The sequence below is a fragment of the Maribacter taeanensis genome, assembly GCF_047345145.1.
Lineage (GTDB): Bacteria > Bacteroidota > Bacteroidia > Flavobacteriales > Flavobacteriaceae > Maribacter_C.
This window is the reverse complement of record NZ_JBLFER010000002.1, coordinates 551,328-572,611: the sequence shown is the minus strand read 5'-3', so window position 1 is coordinate 572,611 and position 21,284 is coordinate 551,328. Positions and strand designations below refer to the sequence as shown.

Below are 21,284 nucleotides of genomic sequence, written 5' to 3'. Positions count from 1 at the left end.
ATAAGCCATGAAAAAAATACTGTTAGCTCTTCTGATTCTCTCGGCCTGCAAAACCGAAGTAAAAGTTGAAGCTCCATCGTATCCGAATCCAGCAAAAGAAACCATTATTGACGGTTTATCACGCCCTTGGAGCATGGCCTTTTTATCGGAAACAGAAGTCTTGCTTTCCGAAAAAGACGGTGACCTTCTGCGCATTGATTTGAACACTAAAGAAAAACAGAGCATCAAAGGATTTCCCACGGACAAAACGGATAGTCTCATCTATAGAAAAGCAGATTATTCGAAAGGAACATTCCCTGGAGGATTGGAGGATGGCACGAAAGTGACCTATAATGCAGGAATTTTAGAAGTTTTGACCGACCCCAATTTTGAAACAAACCAACAACTCTATATTTCATACACGGCCAAAGGAGAAGGTGGAGCTACCACAAAGGTGATACGCGCAGAATTGCAAAATGATTCTTTAGTCAATGTCAAACAACTGCTATTAGCTTTGCCCTATTCTCATGGCTTATTTCATTTTGGGGGAGGGATGACTTTTGGCACCGATGGCAAGTTATACGTCACCGTCGGGGAACGCCTTTTTAATGAAGATTACCAACCTGAGGTGCCCATTGCTCAAGACCTAAACGATAGGCGCGGGAAGATTTATAGGCTTAATCCCGATGGAAGTATTCCAGAAGATAACCCTGATTTTGGTCCTGATGCTATTCCTGGATTATATGCTTCCGGAATTCGAGCTGCCCAAGGAATCACGGTCGAACCTAAAACCGGAAACATTTGGTTTAGTGAACATGGCACCAACCAAGGTGATGAGATTAACATGCTTAAAAAAGGAGCGAACTACGGTTGGCCCGTCATCACAACAGGCACGTATCGTGGAAATAAATTCGTGCCACAAAAAGTAGCCGGCACAGTATATACCGACCCCATTTGGTACTGGAAACATACCGTCGCCCCTACCGGACTGACATTTTACACCGGAGATGAATTCCCCGATTGGAAAAACAACTTGATAGTCCCCGGACTCTCCCGCGGAAGCCTTTGGCGCATTCGAATCGAAGGAGAAACCGTGAAAAGCATGGAAGAACTCTTTGTTGACAATCGCGAACGTTCTCGGAAGGCGGTTATGAGTCCGGAAGGAAAACTATACCTCCTTACCGAATACCTCAACGAACCCAAGAATGGAAAAATCATTCGAATACAAGCAGAATATTAAAAATTTAAAACCTGAAGTAAATGAAAACCCATTATTCGACAATACTTCTCATACTAACATCCCTTGTTGCTTTAGCTCAAAACTCCAAACAGTCTTTTGACAAAGAAATAGAGGCGATATTTTCGGAATGGAATCAACCTGATACACCTGGAGCGGCGGTAGCTGTAGTTCAAAAAGGTAAAATAATATATTCTAATGAATTTGGGAGTGCTAACCTTGAACACCAAGCACCCATTTCGACAGAGACTAAATTTCAATTGAATTCAGTCCAAAATCAAATTGTTGCTTTTGCTGTTCTATTGCTTGAATCGCAAGGAAAACTTTCTTTAGAAGATAATATACGGAAGTATCTTCCTGAAATGCCTGATTTTGGAAAACCTATTACAATACATCATCTGCTCACCCATACTCATGGCATCCCTAATTTTTCAACGCTTCAAAGGCTTGCTGGCTGGGAAGCAAAGGATATTAAAACAAGGGAGCAAGCACTTGAAATAATTTACGGGCTAAGTGCAAATGTTTACGATGCCGGTGATAGATATCGTTTTTGTGATTCTGGAACTTTGTTGGCTTCTGAAATTATTGCTAAAGTATCAGGAAATTCTTTTGTAAATTTTATAGAGACTCAAATATTCAAACCGCTTCATATGACCAATACCGTTTATGGAACTATTGAAAATAGCCTAATAAAAAATCGATCTAACAAATATTCAGGTAGTGGCGAAAATTTTAAAAATGAAAACTATTTTAATTACCCTATTGATTTTACACTTTACTCTACGGCTGAAGACATGGCTCGTTGGATGTTGAATTTTGGGTCACCCAAGGTGGGAAACCTTGACCTGATTAAAAAAATGCAAATCCCTACCCTGCTCAATGATGGCTCATCCACACACGGTAAAGGTTCATCTTCATATGCCGTATATGGACAATTTACGAGTCCGTATAAAGGACTTAAAAGAATTGAGCAAAATGGAAGAAATTATGGCTTTATGACGTATATCGGTCAATTTCCAGAACAAGATTTTGGGGTAGTGGTACTCGGAAATTCTTTTGATTTTCATGCCGAAGGGGCAGCACTTAAAATTGCCGATTTATTTTTAAAAAATGATTTTATAAAAGAAGAAATACCAGTTAAAAAAGACAGTATCACCAAAAATGATTTTATAAAATTAAGCATTCCTGAACTTCAAAAATTCTGCGGCACCTATTGGAACAAGGAGAGTTCATACATGAGAAAAATATATTTAAAAGATGGCAAACTTTATTATTATCGTTCTGAAGGAAATGAAAGTGAACTTGCGCCAATTTCTAAAAACACCTTTGTTCTTACAGAAAATCCAGATAGCTACAGTATCCGATTTGAGCAAAAATCTGATAAAGAATTAATGATTTTTGCTTGGGGAGAGAGAGGAAATGAATTTCAATATTTCAATGAGAAATTCGATTTGGTCACTTATGATACAGAGCAACTTGCTGAATTTACAGGATTATTTTGGTGTGAAAACCTTAATGTACTATATAAATTGTTAATGCAGGATGGAAAGATAACTGTTTCTCATAACCGCAGTGCTGACTTTGTAATAACTCCATATAAATCTGATAAATTCACTAGTGATGCCTACTATTTCGATAATGTTGAATTTGAAAGGGACAAGAAAGGTAACATCAATGGCCTTTGGATCAGGACAACAAATATCGGGAGTCAATATTTTAAAAAACTAAGTGAAAGCTAAAAAAATAAGAGCGTCATAAGGATTACAAAAACGGCAAAATCACCCATATAAAATCAGAATAAGAATTTACAATCACTATTATGAAAACACTATTTCTTACTGCAGCACTCCTGTTAGCATGCACAACAAGCGTAGCCCAAAACGAAGAAGATGCAATTCGCGAATCGCTTCAAAGTTATATCGACGGTAGCTCTTACAACGATCCTGAAAAAATCGTCGCACCTTTCTATGAAGATGCCCGAATGTTCTTATCAAAAAAAGACCAGCCCATTTGGATTCTTTCCGCTGCAGAATATGCCGAACTCTTCAAAAAGCGTGAAAAAGGAAAGTTCAATGGCAGGGTTGGAACAATTCTATCCGTCGACCGAGCAAATGATATCGCCACAGCCAAAGTCGAAATCAATATTAACAAGGGTGAAATGATATTCATTGATTTGTTTATTCTTAAAAAGCTGGAAGATCAGTGGAAAATTATTAGTAAGGCGGCTACGAGGATGCCTGAGGGGTAATTGGCTTTCTTGATGTAGAATAGAACTCGTGTTCCAAGTAGTTTTTCTGTAGTCTGTCACGTCGAACGCCTCGAAACTTTAGGGGAGAGATGCTTGTTCCTAAGCTCTCGACTCCGCTCTAGATGACAGTATAGATGTCTCTTGTCTCTTGTCTCTTGTCTCTTGTCTCTTGTCTCTTGTCTCTAACTACAAAAACACTAAACAAACAGGTTTCGACAATTTCTCCTCGTTTAAAAAGGTAAGTGTCCCTTTCTCAGTATCTCTTTTGAAGACAGTGATATTGTCGCTTTTTTGATTGGCTACTAATAAGAATTTTCCTGTAGGGTCTAGGGTGAAATTTCTGGGCCAATCGCCATGTACGCTTTCACGACCAACGAGCGTTAAGCCTCCTTTTTGCTGGTCTATGGAGAAAACGACTATAGTGTTTTCGCCTCGATTCGAACCGTATAAAAACTTTTCATCGGCAGAAACATGAATGTCTGCACAGAAGCTTTCTCCCTCAAAATCTGCCGCTAAAGTGGATTCATTTTGTTTTGAACTGTAGTTTCCTGAAGCGTCTTTTTCGAATACTGAGATGCTTGAGTTGAGTTCATTGATGACATATAGAAACTTTCCGTTTTGGGTGCTTGTAAAATGACGTGGACCTGCACCCTTTGGTAATGAGAGCGTCGTTTTTGGTTTTGCCATTTCTTCAGCTTCGTCATCATATGCTAGAACCGCATCCAATCCTAAATCAGCAATATAAATGTCCTCATTCACCCATTGGGCCATGTGAGCATGGGGCGTCTTCATCGTATCAATTTCAAAGTGATTCATGATGGTTGAAGGTCCTGATAATTTTCCGTCAGCACCAACATTGTAGACGCTTGCGTTTCCACCGGTATAATTGGAAATCGCAACTTTATCTCCCTCAGGCGATAAGCTGATATGACAGGGGTGTGCTCCTTTACTAGAAACGGTTTGCAATTCCGTTAGGCTATCATTTTTTAAGGAAAAAGCAGTTACTCCGCCAGCTGTATCTTCAAAACTATTCACCTCTTGTACGGCATATAAAAAGTCTTTCTCTTTTGAAATCGCCAAATACGACGGACTCGTAATTTCAGCAGCTAACGTTGAAGCAGTAAGTTTTCCGGTCTCCGTATCAAATTGCATTTTATAAATGCCTTCGCTTTCGGCATCGGTATAGGTGCCAACAAACAAGGTTGTAGATTTAGATTCTTCCTGTTCATTACATTGAATTACGGTCATGGCTAGGGCTAAAAGAAGGATTGATTTGATGTTCATGAGATGATGGATTGTCTATTTCTAAGTCCTTAAAAATAGTGGAAATTCAATCCATAGTACTTATTGCCGTAAATCTTTTTTGATTTCCTTGTTTAGATACCAACCTGTAACAATAGTGGCCAGAACATCTGCAATGGCAAATGATGACCATACCCCTAATTCTCCAAAATAGCTCGGTAAAATCAAAATAAGCGGAATGAAAAAGAAGCCTTGTCGGGTCAGTGTCAATAGCAATGCAGGAATTGCTTTGCCAACTGCTTGAAAATAAGCCGCTCCAATCAACTGCAAAGCAATAATTGGAGTAGCCGCGAAAACCCATCGCATGGCTGTTGGTGTATGTTCCAAAACAAAGGCATTGATGGCTAACTCATTGGCGGATAATCCCTCTTTGCTACTCAGAAAAAGGGATGCGATTTCCGCTGGAAAAATAAAGAGCCCTATAAAAACAACAGTTGCCAAAATTGCTGCATATTTAATGGCCGTATTGATACTTTCGCGTACCCTTTGATACTTTTTAGCACCATAATTATATCCTGCAATAGGGAGAAAACCCTGAGTCACCCCGAACACGGGAAACAATGCAAACATGAGCATTCGGCCAATAATGGCATATACGGCCACCATCGCTTCCCCGCCCAAATCGAACAGTATATTATTCATTAACAAATACACGATGCTCGTAGTGGCCTGCCGTGAAAGCGTAACAAAACCTAGCGAACTGATTTCTTTTACGATGGAAAAATCCAAGGCAAAACATTTCGGATTCAATTTTAATTCGGAGTTTTTCGAAAGAAAAAAGTACAGTACATAACTGAAACAAAGTATGTATCCAATTGTGGTAGCCCAGGCCGCTCCGTGCATGCCCCAATCGAAAATATAGATAAAGATGTAATCCATCAACAAGTTTCCTACAGATGGAATAATCATGGCAATCATGGCAAATTTTGGTTTTCCTTCGGCCCGGATTACCGTATTTCCCATCATACAAAGTGCTAGAAAAGGAATTCCGTATAAAATGGTGGTGTAGTAAATTTTGGCTGGGTCGAAAATAGCTCCTTTACCCCCGAAGGCCGGAATTAGCGAATCGACATAGTACAAGCCCAAGGCTACCATGCTTATCGTAACTAAAAGTGTCAAGGTAATTTGATTCCCGAAGGTCTTAACAGCTTTAGCCTTATTGTTCGCTCCGAGCGCCCGCGAGATAATACTTGACCCTCCGATACCAATCGCCATACCCAAGGCGCCGATAAAAAAAGAAACTGGAAGTACTACATTGATGGCAGCAATGGCGATGGAGCCAATCCAATTTCCTACGAAAATAGAATCTACCAGAATGTTGAGGGACATCACTAAAATACCAATAGAAGCGGGTATAGACTGCTTTATCAGCAGTTTGCTAATAGGGAGTGTTCCGAGTTCTTCTGAGGTTATTTTTGCCATTCGTCATTGCGAGCGCAGCGCGGCAATCTGTTGAAAGTATATCGAGGTTCAACAGGTTGCCACGTCGCTTTTACTCTTACTTCTGATTTCAATACTTGTTCAGCTCCTCGCAAACCCGCCCGCCGTCGTGCAGTGACGTCAGTGCTTAGTTGAGATCGTGTTCCTGAGCTGAACCACCCCGCCCTGCGGGCACCCCTCCTTGAAAATAAGGAGGGGACTTATGACTAACTAATCTTAAACTGGCAAGGCTTCTGTCGCCTGCCACTGATTCAACCATTTCGCCATTACGGCTACCCAGGCATCGTTATCGTTTAAGCAGGGAATGTGTTTGTAGTGTTCCCCTCCGGCTTCTTCGAATTGCTCTTTGCCTTCCATGGCGATTTCTTCTAGGGTTTCTAGACAATCAGAAACGAAGGCCGCCGTTACAACTGCCAATTTCTTTTTGCCTTCTTTCGCCAAACGCTCAAATTCGTAATCGGTATAGGGTTTTAGCCAGGGGTCCCCTGCCAGTCGCGATTGAAAGGAAGTACTTATTTTTTCTTCGGATAGTCCGAGATGGTTTTTAACCAATTCCGTAGTTTCATAAACTTGATGTCTGTAACAGGTATTATGTGCAACCGAGTTTACCCCACAACAGGTTCCATCAATTTTACAGTGGAATTTTGTCGGGTCACTTTTACGTATATGTCTTTCTGGAATTCCGTGATACGAGAACAAAATATGGTCGTAGTCGAAATCTTTTAATCCGTCAGCAATGCTTTCCGACAGGACTTTAATATACTCCGGACTCTTATAAAAAGCGGGTAAAGTCGTAATCTTCATTTCCGGGAAGAATTTCTTCTTATCCTCCATTGTCTTGACTACTACCGTTTCATAGGATGACATTGCGTAGTGGGGATACAAAGGCACCAAAAGCACTTCGTCGACACCTTTATCTTTTAACTCCTGAAGTGCCTTTTTGATTGACATGCTTCCGTAACGCATTCCCAAGGCAACGGGCATATCGGTATGCTTCTTCACCTTCTCAGCAAAACGTTCAGATAGTACGATTAGAGGAGAACCTTCATCCCACCAAATTTTAGCGTATGCTTTCGCAGACTTCTTTGGGCGGGTTTGTAAAATGATTCCGCGTACCAAAATGTTTCTCAACACTTTAGGAACGTCAATTACACGCTCATCCATCAGAAACTCATCTAAATACGGCTTTACATCTTTGGCGGTAGGACTGTCTGGAGAACCTAAGTTTACTAATAAAACTCCCTTCATCACTAAGTTATTTATTGTCATTCCCGCGCTTGTGTTGAACTAGTTTCAGTAAAGGCGGGAATCTTTTCTTTTTCAGGTGCAAAAATAAGCCACAAACGGCATTCTACCTTCAAAAGCTTTCATTTGTTTTTCGATGGTGGTATAGGGTTTGTCGATTTTAATGAAAAGTCCTCCCCTAACCCCTCCAGAGGGAGGGGGACTCTCTAATTCTCTGGTAATCCAACTTAGAAAACAAATGAATTCCCTCTCCTTAGGGAGGGTTAGGGAGAGGACCTTCAATAATTTTCCTAAAAAACCCCTTATTCAGGAAAATACACCCCAAAATTGCCCGTTATATCAAGAAGCAGCTACAAAACTTTCACAGTTTATAGGGATAAACTAAGGTTCATCCTTTCTTAAATTTGTGAAAACCACAGGCCAAAAAACTAGTAATGCGGAATTTTTTTACCATAATCCTCTCTCTTTGTTTCACGGTGACCTACGCTCAAGAGAAAAACAGTTTATTATGGGAAATCTCTGGAAACGGCCTAGAACAGACGTCTTACCTCTACGGAACGATGCACGTGAGCAAGCGAATTGCTTTTCGTCTGGATGATGTTTTCTATCAAGCGCTCGAAAAAAGTGATGTTGTTGCCTTAGAATCTGACCCAGATACTTGGTTAGATAATGACATCAATGCCAATGCTATCTCCAATGGGTTTATGGCCAAGGGGTTTTATACCTATCCGTTTGCGATAAAAAATCCGAAGAAAGAAGAAATCGGCGCCTACCTTGCTTTTGAAGACCGAAGGGTCAATAGTATTTTATATCGTACGAATGAGTATTCCCAAAATTTTGAGGAGGAAACCTACTTGGATATGTTCATTTATCAGGCAGGAAAGAAATTTGGCAAAAAAGTCATTGCCCTTGAAGATTTGGAAGAGTCATCAGCACTTGTTGGTCGCGCCAGTCTAAACGCCATGAAGAAAAAACCGGATGAATGGTTGCAAAAGAAAATGCAAGAATCTGACCCGATGACTTTGCTGCAAGATGCCTATCGCAATCGAGATATCAATATGCTTGATTCCATCGATAAGGCAATGTACACAGACCACTATCGTAAAAACATGTTGACCATTCGCAACCGAAATATGGCGACAAAGCTCGACTCGGTCATGCGAAAAGCAAAAGTCTTTACCGGAATTGGAGCAGCTCACCTACCCGGAAAATTAGGCGTAATCACCATGCTCCGCGATATGGGGTATACGGTCAAACCTCTGACGTCTAGAGCTACCTCAAGAGGACGAATACTAAAGCAAAAGATTGAAGACAGTCTCGTTCAGAATACATACCAGACCGTTCGCCCTGATGATGATTTTTTCAGTATTGACTTACCGAATAAACTGTATCCGATCTCTGAATTTGTGAATACTACCTATATTTCTCCTGACTTGGCCAATGGCAGTTATGTAATGCTGAATCGTATCAATACTTTTTCCCACCTAAAAAAGGAATATACTTATAGTTTAGAAGATTTGGATAAGCTTTTGTTTGAAAATATTCCAGGGAAAATCATAGAAAAAACACGATTTACCAGAAATGGATACGAAGGACTGGATATCAAGAATCGGCTGAAAAATGGTGACCATCAACGGTATCATATTTATGTAACTCCCTTAGAAATCTTAATGTTTAAAATGGGAGGGAAAGGCAATTACGTAACGCAATATTCCGACACGATTTTCAATAGTATCCAATTCAAAAAACTGGACAAAAAGATTGCTAAAATCTCATCGGGTTATGACGACTTTGAAGTGAATATGCCTCAGCTCTATAACTTCACAAACCGCTATCGTAAAGGGCAACGTTTAGTGCAAGCTTATGATTCAATCACTAAGAATTATTACTTTCTGCGAAAGGTTACTTTGAACGATTTCAATTTTATAGAGGAAGATACTTTTGAGCTCAAGCAGATTCAAAAACGCTTTTATCAAGATTTAGAGTTGACTCCTAAATACAAGGCTTGCTCAGGTAATTCCTTGACTTCACAGGCCGTTTTAAATAAGAAGGAAAATACTAGTCTTCACCTAAAAACCACTTTTAAACGTGGTGATTATTACCTTATGGGAATCGTTACTAAAAATGAAGAACAGGCCACTGCATTTTTTGATTCCTTCAAACTCAAGAAGCCTATTTATCAAGATGCTTTTAAAAAAGTACAAGATACAGCGATGTTATTTAGCACTGTATCTCCTGTTAAGCCGGTAAAATTCGTTGAGAATAGTCGTAACTATTACAACAGCGATAACAAACCAAAGTCCTATAGTGCTTACAATAAAAAAAGTGTTTATCAGAATAAAAACAATGAAGCCATTACGGTAGAACTGAACAAATCTCATGATTTCTTGATGTTCAGTCATATTGATTCGGTTTGGGCCCTACGGAAAAAAATATATGCCAATAAGCGCTTCAAAATCCATAGTGAAAAAGATAGTATGCGCACCGATGGCGAATACGAACTCAATCTTACCTTAACCGATACGGCGAGTACCAGAGGTATTCTCATTAAGAACATTGTGAAAAACGGACTCCTTTACGAAGTGAAGTCCAAAGTAGATACGATTGATAAACCCAGTCGTTTTGTGACGGAATTCTTCCAAAATTTCAGTCCTTTTGACACGGTTGTTGGTAAATCTATTTTAAACGATAAAACAACGGACTTCTTTAGAGCACTCCGTGAAAATGATAGTATTGTTTCCGATGGATATTCTTTTATTAAGTTTCAAAAGAAGCATATTGATTCTTTGAAATATTACATTTCAGAATTTGATTTCCCTGAGGATAAAAACTACATTCAATCCTTTTTGATTCAGAAATTAGCAAAACTGGATGACCCACAGGTAAACTCTTTTTTCAAGGAATTCTATGCAAAATCATACAACAACTCAAACGCACAAACCAAAATCTTAACAGCTATCACCAAAAAGGCGGATGAAGAATCCGTTGACCTATTATTAGAATTGATGTCAAAAGATTTGCCTTTGGTTTCGAACAAGTTTGAAATTCACAAAATCTTCAAACCCTATATGGATAGTCTTCCAATGGCCAGAAAACTATATCCGGAGATATTAGACTATAGCGCTATTGAGGAATACAAGTCCCCCATTTTTATGATGTTGGCCAATCTAAAAGCTAAAGGACTTATCAAACCAAAGAGCTACAAAAAGTATCGCAAGCAAATCTTGAATGACGCCAAAATACAATTGAAACGACAGTTGGGAAGACGTTTGACCAATAGTTATTCAGGCCAAAACTATCATGACATGGGCGCTAGGCCAGTTTCTCCATCTGGCGTATCTCTGGGAAGCACCAAGGTTTTAGAGGATTACGCTGTATTGTTATACCCATTTTTAAAAGAGAAAGACGTAAAGCAATTCTTTAATCGTTTGCTCTTAGTAAAAGACCCGAAAATACGTACCACCTATGCTGCTTTATTGGCAAAGAATGAATTGACGCTTCCTCTTGGTATGCTAGATTCCCTTGCTGCGGATATTAATAGTAGGTCGCAATTGTTTAACAAATTAAAAGTCATTGGCAAGCAATCTTTATTTCCAACTAAATATAGAAATGAACAGTCTTTAGCTGAAGCCAATCTGTTTGGTTTTAAACGTTTTGATGCCAAAAAAGACTCCGTTTCATTTATTGAAAAACGTAGTTTAGAATACCGTGGTAAATCCTTTACCGGATACTATTTCAAAACGAAAAACAGCAACGACTACGACAAGAACTTCAAAATGCACTTAATCGTTTTTGACAATACCAAACCGCTGAGCACAAAACCTTTTTACAAAAGCGATGGGCTTCGTATTGAAGACACTGAAACCGATAAAGAGGTAGTTGAATATGTTACTGAAGGCTTTCTACTCAAAGACCGAAAACGTGCTATTGTTTATCGCCCAAATGGTTATGGGGCTTATGGGTTTCATGGGTATTAACCGTTCTATTTGACTATGTGAAATAAATCAGGGGCAGTTTCGTTTTAAAAATCAACCATTTACTAGAAATACCATGAGGTTTAGCAAATTCATCGTTTTTATTACGTCTATTTTATTATTTGCCAATTGTGATGAGAAAGAACTGATATCAGAAATCTCGATGGAACAGGAAAAGCCAGATACTCTAATGCCAACGGAAATTACCTACTTTACTTATAAAGTCGGTGAATTTGAAGATACTTCCACAACAGATAATTGGTTAATAATTCATGATCAAAGCGGTAAATTGCTTGACTACCGTTCTTATGAGCAAAACGACTTGCTAGAATTCACAGCAATAGATACTACATTGGCAAATTCTCAGAATCTTGTAGTGACGACTCTCAAGGTCGGAAATACGGATAATTTCCAAACTCATAGCTTAAATACATTTACAGAAGTAGAAAAAAACTTTAGTTGGAATAACAATACAGGCAAAAGTGGTTCTTATTCCAATAGTTCAATACATGCTATTTACCCAGATAATTTGAATGTTCCAAAAGTTAGGCCTAATTCAAAATCTAGCCTACACAATATCATAGTTAATGATATTCCAAGTATTTCGAGATATACGATTAACTCCTCAGATACTGGTGTTGTTTCCACTAATACAAATCTTATTGAAGGAGGAACACTAACTCTGAATGATCAAGTACTTTTAGCCGGTGCAAGTTACATTTTCTTTATAGCTGATACTCAAGGGGAAATCAAACATCTCTTTTTTGAAATTGATGAAAACACTACTGATTTGGTTTTCAATTATGGTGATTTTACTGATTTCGAACATGTTGTTGAAACAAATTTGGCCCCGAGCTTGAATTTAATTAGTGTTTCGAGAGGTTTTGAAAACCCCGATCATCAAGGTAGAGGGTACGAAATGTCATTTGAGATAAATTTTGATAATCCTACTGTATCAAAAATCGGTTATGTTTCGGGTTATCAAAGCTATTATTCATTCTTCTCAGCCCGTTTTGAAAATTTTTATTCCTATCGCTACTTAGAAAAAAGTACTGTTCCATTAGAAGAAATAAATATTCTAGAAAAACCATCTTTTGTTATTGAAAATGATAAAATAGACCGATTCAGTTTCAATACTGATATTGATTTCGTTAGAACTAAAAGTTCGTGGAAGTATGACAAAAATCTTACAGATGGAGGTTATCAATCAACTTATTGGACCGTATATAATACGAACAAGTCGTCTCAAGTGTTGGGAGATTTGCCGGAAGAAATACTCGCTTATTATCCAAAACTTGAACTTGACAAGATACAGCTTATAGACATGTATTTAGTTATTAGAGGTGCTACGCAAAATACCTTGATAAGCAACTTGTCGAATCCGGTAAATGCTATAGAGCCCGATATTATTGAAACGATAATAATTTATCCTGATAACAATTAATTCAAACTATCCGAAAGTACCTCAACAGCTTTCATTGCCATAGAATCAACTTCCATCACTGGAATTGAATCCATTTTGGGGAGCTGTTTTATATCCAAATCATTTTTATTCGGATAGAGTTGTTCAACGGTTAGATTTTCAGATGCTTTCCAAGTTTCTCCGAGTTGGTCAAGAATGGTTGTAGTCCATCGGGAAGGATGTTTGGCGTCTATCCAAATGACATCGCGATATTCGGCATCGACCAATGCTAAATCAGGGGTAGCGGCACCATCGAACTGTTTGCTATCATCTTTTACCGCGGCAACGGTACCTAAAACAAACATGCGTTTCTTACCCGCAATATGTTTTATAAAGGGACGAAACTCTACTGGTTTATTAACCGACCAATCGTATTCTTTTTTTGATTCTATTACTTTTAAAGGCATTGCGGAAACCCCTGCATAACCCTCCTTTTTTGATGCATGGTCATAGTAATACAACTTCTGTGTACCATCTGCGGGAATCATAACACTGTAAGCCAAACTGGTTCGTTCATCGCCTATAGGTTCTAAACCGAACCAATGGTAGAGTCCGTCTACGGCTTCGGTTTTCATGCCTTCAAAATTGAAGTCCGTTACATATGGCTGTTGGTTTTGGTCTTCAGGTAATTCAGGAATCTTTACAGCAGTTTTCATATTCCAAGGTAAAGGGTCGGTGAATCCTCCTAGGAATTGTAGCGACTGTGCTTGTTGCTGTGAAATACTTTCTGCGACAGTATTTTGCCCTTTCAAATAGGGATGGTTTTCAATCTCATCTGGAGCAATATATGTCCCTTTGCCTATTGTAACACGTTCTAAATAATCGTAGGTATCGTGTTCACCATCATCAACCACCATTACCCCGCCGTAGGTCGGGTAGGGAAAGAAAAAACCTTTCCACTTAATTAGGTTTACTACCTGCACCCATTTACCGTCATCATTTTTCATATAGAACACATCACTAGGTTCCATCGTAAATAATTGGAAGAAATTGAAACGTTGCACTACCGCATTATAGGTGTTACGACTAAACGCCAAGGACTCCCCAATCGAAAAAGTAACTGGAACTCGATTCTCATTTGAAAAACGAGGAAAAGGGGAAGTACTTTCCACCATAAAAATCTCTTCGGTATTATCATTCATACGCTGCCATGTATATTCCTTAGCAGGCTGTACGGCCATTGTCCATTGGTTCGTACTATCGACACGTACGAGTTGCGGTAATGAAACTTCTTGCGTCTCTCCCACGGACTCGTAAGCCATTGTTACGATGTTATTGAAGGGTTGAATCCGTTCGTTTTGGGTCAGCGGAAGTTCATCCAATTGCTCCAAATTCAGATTATTGAAGACGTTGTAGGTCTGCATGTAGTTATAGAGGTTCAGCTTCCATCCGAAGAACCATAGGGTTGCAAAAAATGCAAAGATTCCCACTAAAATTAAAATGCGTTTGCCGGTGCTGGCTGCGCTTCTGAACTTTGTTAGGGTTAGCCATAAAAAACCAATTCCCAGAAGGATAATGAAAATGTACTTTCGCAGAAACAAGAGTGCTGGCTGGTAGTCATCCCGAAGGAAAAACAATAATAAAATGAGAACGATTGCGCCTAGAATGACGATTCGCTTTTGTTTTTTTCCTTTGTTATAGTATGATTTAATCATCTCTTGGAGTATTAAGTAAGGAGTACAAAGTAATAAGTACCCCTATCTCGTTTATTTTCTAAAACTAGTTTACGATTGCTTTGTATTAAGTACTATTTACTTAATACAAATACCTATTTAATCATCCCTTTATCCTTGAATCGGTCTCTTGCTGATTTCTTAGCCTCAACTTCTGGTTCAGTATCAGTAATTTCTTCGACCTTGGCCTTGGGTTCTTCGATGGTTTCTTCTTCCCCTTCTACTAAATCTTCAACGAAGTCTTTCCCTTTATCAAATACTTTTTCCAGATTCTCCTTACTAGTACTATCCCGAGTAAAAATTACCGCTGATGCTATATAACTTCCAATCAAGGTTCCTACGATAGCTGATGCGAAATACTGAATGAAGAATACATTTATTGGTGTTACAAAAGTGACTATTCCGGCACCAACTGCAAATAAAAGGGTTATCCACACCAAGCGGAGTAAAAAAGGCTGCTGGTGAATAAATCCTTTTCGGTTATCCGATTTCATTTGTAAATCTTTTGCATGGGTGATTTTATTTGCCAGACGATAGATTTTATTGCTTTTTGACTCTCTCCAATACCAAACGATTCCGAACAAAATTGCTCCGATAAATACAATGATTTCTAGTGTCATGGTCTTTGTTTTTATGTTCCTGCCCTCAGAAAAGCGGGAAGCTATTACTTATAAGTTGTTCTCATGCAAGAAATGTTACATTCCCTGTTTTTGGTTGTTTTCAAGTATTTCTTCAATCACCCAGTCTTGGTAGTCAGGTTTCCATTCTGAATATAGCCTGTAAAACTGTTCTTTATCGTACCAAAATAGATGAACCGGGTCCTTAGGGACAATCTTGGAAAGCAATTTCCAAGCTAATTCCTCCTCTTCCTCTTTTAATGAGGGATGTGGTTCATGCAACACTTTTACAAAATGAGCATCGACGTATTCCTGCAGCTTAAGGTTCTTATCAACTATCAAGCGTTGGTAATACAACTCTACGCCGGAAATTCTTTTTTGAACCTCTTTTGGTAGCTTATTCAGGTATTTCTTGAATAGAAAATGACTATCTAAAATCTCACTTAAGGGATGTTCTGTCTTTTTCGTCTCTTCAACAAAAACATGTTTTTTAATTCGGTCATATCTCGGACTTCGCATGGCGCCTTTGAAATCTTTTCTAAGAACCAAATTGCTCACTAAAGCATCCATCAGTTCATCATGGTCTTTATGAAAGAGCATCACCTCATGTGCGGAATCATTTATGGCACTTTTGAACATCTTTTCATCTTCAAAAATCAAGATTTTCTTCACAAAATTTTTCAATACAAACACACCACCAAAAGCTCTCGTATAAAAGGAACTTACTTTCAATTGAATCGGTTCTAACTTCAATTTTCGCCCTCTTAAATCGCCATATTCCTTAGCGGAATTTAGCAAGTGATTGTGCACATCACGGTCGATGAAATTGTTATCGCGATTGAAAAAATTGATGAAAGCCTGTTGCTCCATCTGCTTTTTATCCAAGTCGTTCAGCAGTGCAAAAGTGACTTCGATTTTATCGTAGCGCAACAAATCAAAAGGCTCGAAAAAGGCATCAATCTTTTGGTCTAAATGCAAAACCAAAGCAGAGTCTTTTGTAATATCACGGATTTCCCTTCCGTATGCAGCAAAAACAGCTTCCATTACATCGCGGTCAAAACTGTGCGACGGCATGTGTACGGGTTTGTTTTCCTGTTGCGGTGAAATAATGATGGCATTGACATTCGCCTCACCTGTATTCAAATAGTAATTGTCTTTCTTCTCAACAGCTACTTCGGGACTCCATCCCATTCCATCAATCGAAAAGGTTTTGAGTTTTGTGGGCGTAACCCCGAGCATAGCCAAGCATTCATTATAGCGCTTCGCCAACGAGCCCGAAAGGGTCGTCAACGCACCACCAAACAAACCTGCTGCCCTTAGTTTCTCCATTAGTTACCGTTCTCAAATAGTTTATTTGCTTCCAAACTTACGTTTAAGTCATGAACGCGCTGGTCTACTTTTCGTTTGAAGTCCGTATCTGCGATGGTCGCTACATTGTCTAAATAGCGCACCGTTTCTTGTCTTCGGATATCCGAAAAATCAAGCCCTTTCATATTTCCTTTCATTAATTCCTTGAGCATTCCGAATTTGGTGTCGTAATCCTTTTTGAAATAGATAGTAGGGTCATTAAACCAATCTTCAGGAAGGTCAAAATCTGTCAGCCTTAAAGAAACTGCACTCTGAATATTTCGGATATCCCTTGAAGAGAAAAACGGGAATGACTTTTGAATGTTCTTATATAATTCTGCGAAGAACATATGCTCATTGGTCTTGTGTTTGGCTTCCGTTTCCTCATATATTTCTAGCACTTTGGCCTCAGTCGGTTTTTCCGATTGATTTAAAATCTCGCTTAAGTTTTTGGCCAAACCTTGTTCACTCAAGAATTTATATTTCTCCGGATTTTTCATATTTACAAAGTCCGGCATCGTCTTTTCAAACTTCTTCCACCAGATATAATCTTGGTCTATAAAATCAGGGATTGTTCGCGCTCCATCAATCTTGAAACGTCCTTGTACACGTGAAATTACCGCTTTATCCAACATTTCAGGAAGGTTGGTGAAAAGTCCGATAGAACTGTTTCCGTAATTAATGGCATAGGCTCCTTCCGTATATCTTAGGAATACTCCGATTACTTCTTTTACCCCTGCGGAAACTCCTTGCGCAGTTCGTTCCTGTAAATTATTTTCCGCATCATCAATAGGTGCAAAAATGAGCTTATTCGGATCTTGCAAAGGTTTCATCCATTGTACCATTTTTTCCGCAGAACCGCCTTGAAACGTAGATATCAAAGTGTCTGGCATCGGATGAAATAAAAATGGAATATCCAATTCATCACATTGTTCTTTCAGCTTTGTAGCGATGGCCGCGATAAGCATACTCTTTCCTGTACCAGGAATTCCGTAGCCCATGAAGACGGGCATAAATCCGCCTAACTCTTGAAAGGGATTCTTCTTGGCTTCAAAATCGTAGCTCATCATCCGCTCCGTTAAACGGCGCGCGAAATGTTTCGCATCACGGTTACCAACGATTTCCTCAAAACGAATTTTATTAAACTCAACGCTGACAGCAGTTCCTTCAAAAACATTCTCCCATCCGGAAATCGCGAACTCACTTTTTTCAAGTTTGTAGGTTCTATCCTCGATGGTTTCCGTGTATTCAAAAGTGCTTAAGCGTTGTTGAATTTCAGAGATAAGCGCTTCAAAGAAAACGACTGTAAAATTGGTCACCTCTTCATCCGAAGTTATTATCTCAGGATGGCTCATATACTTGTCATAGTAGAAGAGCATACATGAAATTCCCTTCAGCGGTGAAAGCACAGAAAGCTCAGGAATGCCAGCAAATTTGTTCTTCATCACACTCAAATCATCGGAGGCAACAGGTTTTAAATCGAATAAGATGCGACACGCGATTCCGTGTAACATAAAAGCCGTAGCCGTTTGTTGTTTGGAATCATACTCGCGGCGTTGTCCGACATCTAAAGTTGATTTTCGTTCATTTAAAGTGGACAATCCAGAGGCATCGGAATAACTATCGCGGAGCCAAATTCCCATCGTCAATCCCTCCTGTAAAGCATATAATGCCCTATTCAAATGCAAGGGAATCGCAACCGAATCGGGCAATAATCGCTTCTTTAAAGACAGAATCGTCTTTGAAACCGAAGTCACTTCGTTTGCCGCGTTGCCGGTTGCCTTGGATAAGTACAAAAGAATAGATTCATCCTTTTTACTCTTGTTTCGGCTTTTTGCTTTTCCACCTTGCTCCCATTGAATGCCTTTTAAATACGAAGTTGCTTCATCACGAAGAGAATTCAACTCGGAGTTTTTTATGGGAAATGTGCTGTTATGTTCCATATAATTTTATTCTAATTTCAAACTCGGAATCTCAATCGGATTCCCCGTTAATGAATTAATCGTTTCAGGGATATTGTCATACATCGCTTGCATCACCCGATGTGGGCAAAACAAATAGTTTTTTGCTTTTGACTTTTCCCAGACTTGTAACACTTGTTTATTGAAAAAGTTTCCTTCTTTGAACTCTGAAGTCGAAACCGCTTCACTAATATGAAGGGAAATTGCATAGGCCGAAAGGTCAAAAGTTTTTTCGACAATTGCCTTTAAAATCACATGCGTAATTTCCAATTCATCTTTCGCAAAAACACTGTGCAACGGACCTAAATCTATCTTTTTAATGCGCTTCGGAAACACATAAGGCAACTTCTTGTCAATGGCATACGCCATCATATCAATATCCATATTTCGGTCTGCAGTACTTTCCAACACGGAATAAATCTCTCTCTTCACATCCTCTACTTTCTCTTTGTGTAAATCGAAATACATAAAGCAAATAAAAGGTCGATTAGCGGTCACATCATAGAATGACCAACTTACCATATGCTCGGCGTCCAAGCCCATTACAGGTAGGATTTTACCCTGTACAAATCGTTTGTAAATAAATTGCTTTTCTACGGATGAATAATAAATAACCGAAGCGGCTTGATGCAACTTGCGGTCATTTATGGGCTGCTTCTCTTTTAATAAGGTTTCGAGAAATTCTGCCTTCACTTTTGAAACATCGGGAAGTTTACTAACGTGCTCCTGTTTCAACTCCAAGTCATTGTACAGATATCGAAACTCCAAGTAATTTGGGAATCCGGATTCTGTTAAATCAACCCGCATTCTCTCATCGTCGTCAAACAAATATTTGATTCGAAAGGCTTCCAAAGAATAGGTTAACAACTCACAGTACTGCTTTACAAAAGTCGTCTCGGCATCAGTGCAGATGTTTTCCTTTTCGATGCTATTCACCAATTCGTTTAGGGCATGCGCCACAATCTTAAAATAGACTTTATACTGTTCTTTGGTTTCTAGAACAGCGCTATCTAAAGGGGTTACGATTTGGTTAATGGCCATTTACTATTTGTGTGTTGAATTTTAGATGAATTTGGAAATTTCTGCTGAGGAGTCCTCCCCTAACCCCTCCCGAAGGAGGGGAATGACCTTTAAGCTAAATATACATTTAGTCTAAGGCACATTTTCAATTTGAATTTTACCCCTACGCAAGAGTAAGAGTTCTCCCCCATCAGGGGGAGCTAGAGGGGGACTAACTCAATAAGTCATCTTCAGCAGCTGGTGCCGAAGCAGGAGCATCGTCATCACCTCCTTCAGAAGGCGTGGCACCGTCATTGGCATAGTACTCCTCAAAAATCTCCTTCATATCGATTCCGTATCTATCGGCGAAGTTCTTTTGAATCTCAGTATCCTTCACCCGAATTTCTTGAAGTGCTTCAGCATAACTGGAATATACCCCTTGCATCACTTTTTCGTGAACCGGAATATTGTCCATCATTTCTTGACGTGCTTTGGCACTTGCCGTGTGCATTGAAGCTAAAGTTTGTCCAATATGCTCATCTGTTTTGACGCCTAAGTGCTCTAAGATTGCTGCAAATTCTTGGTCGGTACGTGCTTTCAGTGCTACTACATAACCGTCATAATATTTCAAACGTTCATCGGTATCACTTTTCAGTTTTGCACGGTGGGTTTGTAAGTTACTTCTCAATGAAGTCAATACTTTGATGGTCAAATTATGTTTGTGAACGAAGCTATCTTTACTCGCTGCAAGCGTGGTGTAAGCATTCTTCAAACCTTCTAACTCTTCCACTTTTTGCTCGATAGTTGTCACTTTTCCGATAGCTTCAGAGTAAGCCGAGGATTGTTTATCTGAAATCTCTTCAAGGGCTTGACGTGCTTGCTTTAAGAGCGCATACTGCTCTTCCAACTTATCTTCAGTTTCCTTTTTCTTTTCCAGGGCTTTTGTATGGTTCTTGCTTGCTTCGACAATGGCCACTTGAAGTTTGTCTTCTACTTCTTTGATTTCAGTTTCACGCGTTTTTAAGCGACCTACTGCTGCCTGACTCTTATACGACAGTTCATTCAATAAGGTTTGAACATCAGCCGTTTCGATTCGCTCTTGAAACATGGCTTTTGCTTTCATGTCAGCACCTTCTCTTGTTTTTTGAGCCGCATCAAGTTCTACCTGGCGCTTTTTGATTTTTGACTTTCTCCCCCAAAGGTTGTTCCACCAATTGTCTTTTACCTTTTCGGCATCTTCCAAAGCTATTTTGGCACGGTCTAAAGCTTTCTGAGCATCATCGATGACCTTTTGCTCTTTTGCATTTAGGGTGGAGAATTTTTCAAAGATGATACCAACCTCATCTTGGTAATCCGTCAAGTCTTTAATAGCCTCCAATAGCGATTTTCTATCGGTTTCAGCCATCCCTACTACATCATCCAAAGTAGCGTTCAATATCTTTTGACGTACATTTGGATCGTCTTCTTGCGCAAGTTTGGACTTCATTTGGTCCACAGCCTTGCCCCAATTGACATCTACTTTTTCTTGTTTTGAGGTGGAATCAGTTTCTAATAAATCAAAATCGTCGGCCATATTTATGTTGTGTTTTTAGGTTTATATGAGATTCCCGCCTTTATTTCGGCTACGCTCAGCAATCGAGCGGGAATAAAAAATTAATAGTTTCCTAATTTCGGCAAAAAAACCGAGGTGTAAAAGCACAATTGATGAAGTGTGCAAAATATATGTAGTTGAAAATTGATAAATGTTACACTCCATATTTTTACACTAACCTATATTGGCTTGAAATTTGATAAATTTGA

The 21,284-nt window shown here is 39.1% G+C and carries 14 protein-coding genes; 5 read left to right on the top strand and 9 right to left on the bottom strand.

Features of this window, described 5'->3' with window-relative positions; translation table 11 throughout:
• Positions 1-7 precede the first annotated feature (7 nt).
• From ACKWCD_RS08385 to ACKWCD_RS08375, 3 genes are all read left to right on the top strand, one after another.
• On the top strand, positions 8-1,219 hold the full coding sequence (locus ACKWCD_RS08385; protein WP_413983492.1) for a PQQ-dependent sugar dehydrogenase: 1,212 nt from the start codon (positions 8-10) through the stop codon (positions 1,217-1,219).
• Between the two features lie 20 nt (positions 1,220-1,239).
• On the top strand, positions 1,240-2,955 hold the full coding sequence (locus ACKWCD_RS08380) for a serine hydrolase domain-containing protein (RefSeq protein ID WP_413983491.1): 1,716 nt from the start codon (positions 1,240-1,242) through the stop codon (positions 2,953-2,955).
• Positions 2,956-3,035: 80 nt separating this feature from the next.
• Complete coding sequence (locus tag ACKWCD_RS08375; RefSeq protein ID WP_413983490.1) at positions 3,036-3,464, top strand: nuclear transport factor 2 family protein; 429 nt, start codon at positions 3,036-3,038, stop codon at positions 3,462-3,464.
• Positions 3,465-3,650: 186 nt separating this feature from the next.
• On the opposite strand, the gene ACKWCD_RS08370 is transcribed toward ACKWCD_RS08375, so the two are convergent.
• The 3 genes from ACKWCD_RS08370 to hemH form a co-directional block, all read right to left on the bottom strand.
• A complete protein-coding gene (locus tag ACKWCD_RS08370; RefSeq protein ID WP_413983489.1) occupies positions 3,651-4,748 on the bottom strand; it encodes a lactonase family protein in 1,098 nt (365 codons plus the stop codon).
• A gap of 60 nt (positions 4,749-4,808) precedes the next feature.
• Positions 4,809-6,188 carry an MATE family efflux transporter gene (locus ACKWCD_RS08365; RefSeq protein ID WP_413983488.1) on the bottom strand — a complete coding sequence of 460 codons (1,380 nt, stop codon included), beginning with the start codon at positions 6,186-6,188 and terminating at the stop codon, positions 4,809-4,811.
• 234 nt (positions 6,189-6,422) lie between these two features.
• The gene (gene hemH, locus ACKWCD_RS08360; protein WP_413983487.1) at positions 6,423-7,454 is read right to left on the bottom strand and encodes a ferrochelatase; all 1,032 of its coding nucleotides are present in this window, start codon (positions 7,452-7,454) and stop codon (positions 6,423-6,425) included.
• Positions 7,455-7,885: 431 nt separating this feature from the next.
• On the opposite strand from hemH, the gene ACKWCD_RS08355 reads away from it, so the two are divergent.
• Together ACKWCD_RS08355 and ACKWCD_RS08350 are read left to right on the top strand one after the other, a co-directional pair.
• The gene (locus ACKWCD_RS08355) at positions 7,886-11,428 is read left to right on the top strand and encodes a TraB/GumN family protein (RefSeq protein ID WP_413983486.1); all 3,543 of its coding nucleotides are present in this window, start codon (positions 7,886-7,888) and stop codon (positions 11,426-11,428) included.
• Positions 11,429-11,501: 73 nt separating this feature from the next.
• Complete coding sequence (locus ACKWCD_RS08350) at positions 11,502-12,869, top strand: hypothetical protein (protein WP_413983485.1); 1,368 nt, start codon at positions 11,502-11,504, stop codon at positions 12,867-12,869.
• Here the strand turns inward: ACKWCD_RS08350 and ACKWCD_RS08345 are convergent.
• The 6 genes from ACKWCD_RS08345 to ACKWCD_RS08320 form a co-directional block, all read right to left on the bottom strand.
• The gene (locus ACKWCD_RS08345) at positions 12,866-14,542 is read right to left on the bottom strand and encodes a hypothetical protein (protein WP_413983484.1); all 1,677 of its coding nucleotides are present in this window, start codon (positions 14,540-14,542) and stop codon (positions 12,866-12,868) included. The two genes, ACKWCD_RS08350 and ACKWCD_RS08345, sit on opposite strands and share 4 nt — an antisense overlap.
• A gap of 113 nt (positions 14,543-14,655) precedes the next feature.
• On the bottom strand, positions 14,656-15,180 hold the full coding sequence (locus ACKWCD_RS08340; RefSeq protein ID WP_413983483.1) for a hypothetical protein: 525 nt from the start codon (positions 15,178-15,180) through the stop codon (positions 14,656-14,658).
• 75 nt (positions 15,181-15,255) lie between these two features.
• Positions 15,256-16,506, bottom strand: a complete 1,251-nt coding sequence (locus tag ACKWCD_RS08335; protein ID WP_413983482.1) for a DUF6638 family protein — start codon at positions 16,504-16,506, stop codon at positions 15,256-15,258.
• Positions 16,506-18,467, bottom strand: a complete 1,962-nt coding sequence (locus tag ACKWCD_RS08330; protein ID WP_413983481.1) for an AAA family ATPase — start codon at positions 18,465-18,467, stop codon at positions 16,506-16,508. The genes ACKWCD_RS08335 and ACKWCD_RS08330 overlap by 1 nt, the downstream gene beginning before the upstream one ends.
• A 6-nt stretch (positions 18,468-18,473) precedes the next feature.
• A complete protein-coding gene (locus ACKWCD_RS08325) occupies positions 18,474-19,526 on the bottom strand; it encodes a hypothetical protein (RefSeq protein WP_413983480.1) in 1,053 nt (350 codons plus the stop codon).
• 190 nt (positions 19,527-19,716) lie between these two features.
• Positions 19,717-21,057, bottom strand: coding sequence for a coiled-coil domain-containing protein (locus tag ACKWCD_RS08320; protein ID WP_413983479.1), 1,341 nt, complete (start codon positions 21,055-21,057; stop codon positions 19,717-19,719).
• Positions 21,058-21,284: the final 227 nt, after the last annotated feature.

What these genes read in the sequence shown, in the direction of transcription:
- ACKWCD_RS08380 (WP_413983491.1), top strand. Translation starts at nt 1,240, where the DNA reads ATGAAAACCCATTATTCGACAATACTTCTCATACTAACATCCCTTGTT.
- ACKWCD_RS08325 (WP_413983480.1), bottom strand. Translation starts at nt 19,526, where the DNA reads ATGGCCATTAACCAAATCGTAACCCCTTTAGATAGCGCTGTTCTAGAA.
- ACKWCD_RS08375 (WP_413983490.1), top strand. Translation starts at nt 3,036, where the DNA reads ATGAAAACACTATTTCTTACTGCAGCACTCCTGTTAGCATGCACAACA.
- ACKWCD_RS08320 (WP_413983479.1), bottom strand. Translation starts at nt 21,057, where the DNA reads ATGGCCGACGATTTTGATTTATTAGAAACTGATTCCACCTCAAAACAA.
- ACKWCD_RS08345 (WP_413983484.1), bottom strand. Translation starts at nt 14,542, where the DNA reads ATGATTAAATCATACTATAACAAAGGAAAAAAACAAAAGCGAATCGTC.
- ACKWCD_RS08385 (WP_413983492.1), top strand. Translation starts at nt 8, where the DNA reads ATGAAAAAAATACTGTTAGCTCTTCTGATTCTCTCGGCCTGCAAAACC.
- ACKWCD_RS08370 (WP_413983489.1), bottom strand. Translation starts at nt 4,748, where the DNA reads ATGAACATCAAATCAATCCTTCTTTTAGCCCTAGCCATGACCGTAATT.
- ACKWCD_RS08330 (WP_413983481.1), bottom strand. Translation starts at nt 18,467, where the DNA reads ATGGAACATAACAGCACATTTCCCATAAAAAACTCCGAGTTGAATTCT.
- ACKWCD_RS08335 (WP_413983482.1), bottom strand. Translation starts at nt 16,506, where the DNA reads ATGGAGAAACTAAGGGCAGCAGGTTTGTTTGGTGGTGCGTTGACGACC.
- ACKWCD_RS08365 (WP_413983488.1), bottom strand. Translation starts at nt 6,188, where the DNA reads ATGGCAAAAATAACCTCAGAAGAACTCGGAACACTCCCTATTAGCAAA.
- hemH (WP_413983487.1), bottom strand. Translation starts at nt 7,454, where the DNA reads ATGAAGGGAGTTTTATTAGTAAACTTAGGTTCTCCAGACAGTCCTACC.
- ACKWCD_RS08355 (WP_413983486.1), top strand. Translation starts at nt 7,886, where the DNA reads ATGCGGAATTTTTTTACCATAATCCTCTCTCTTTGTTTCACGGTGACC.
- ACKWCD_RS08350 (WP_413983485.1), top strand. Translation starts at nt 11,502, where the DNA reads ATGAGGTTTAGCAAATTCATCGTTTTTATTACGTCTATTTTATTATTT.
- ACKWCD_RS08340 (WP_413983483.1), bottom strand. Translation starts at nt 15,180, where the DNA reads ATGACACTAGAAATCATTGTATTTATCGGAGCAATTTTGTTCGGAATC.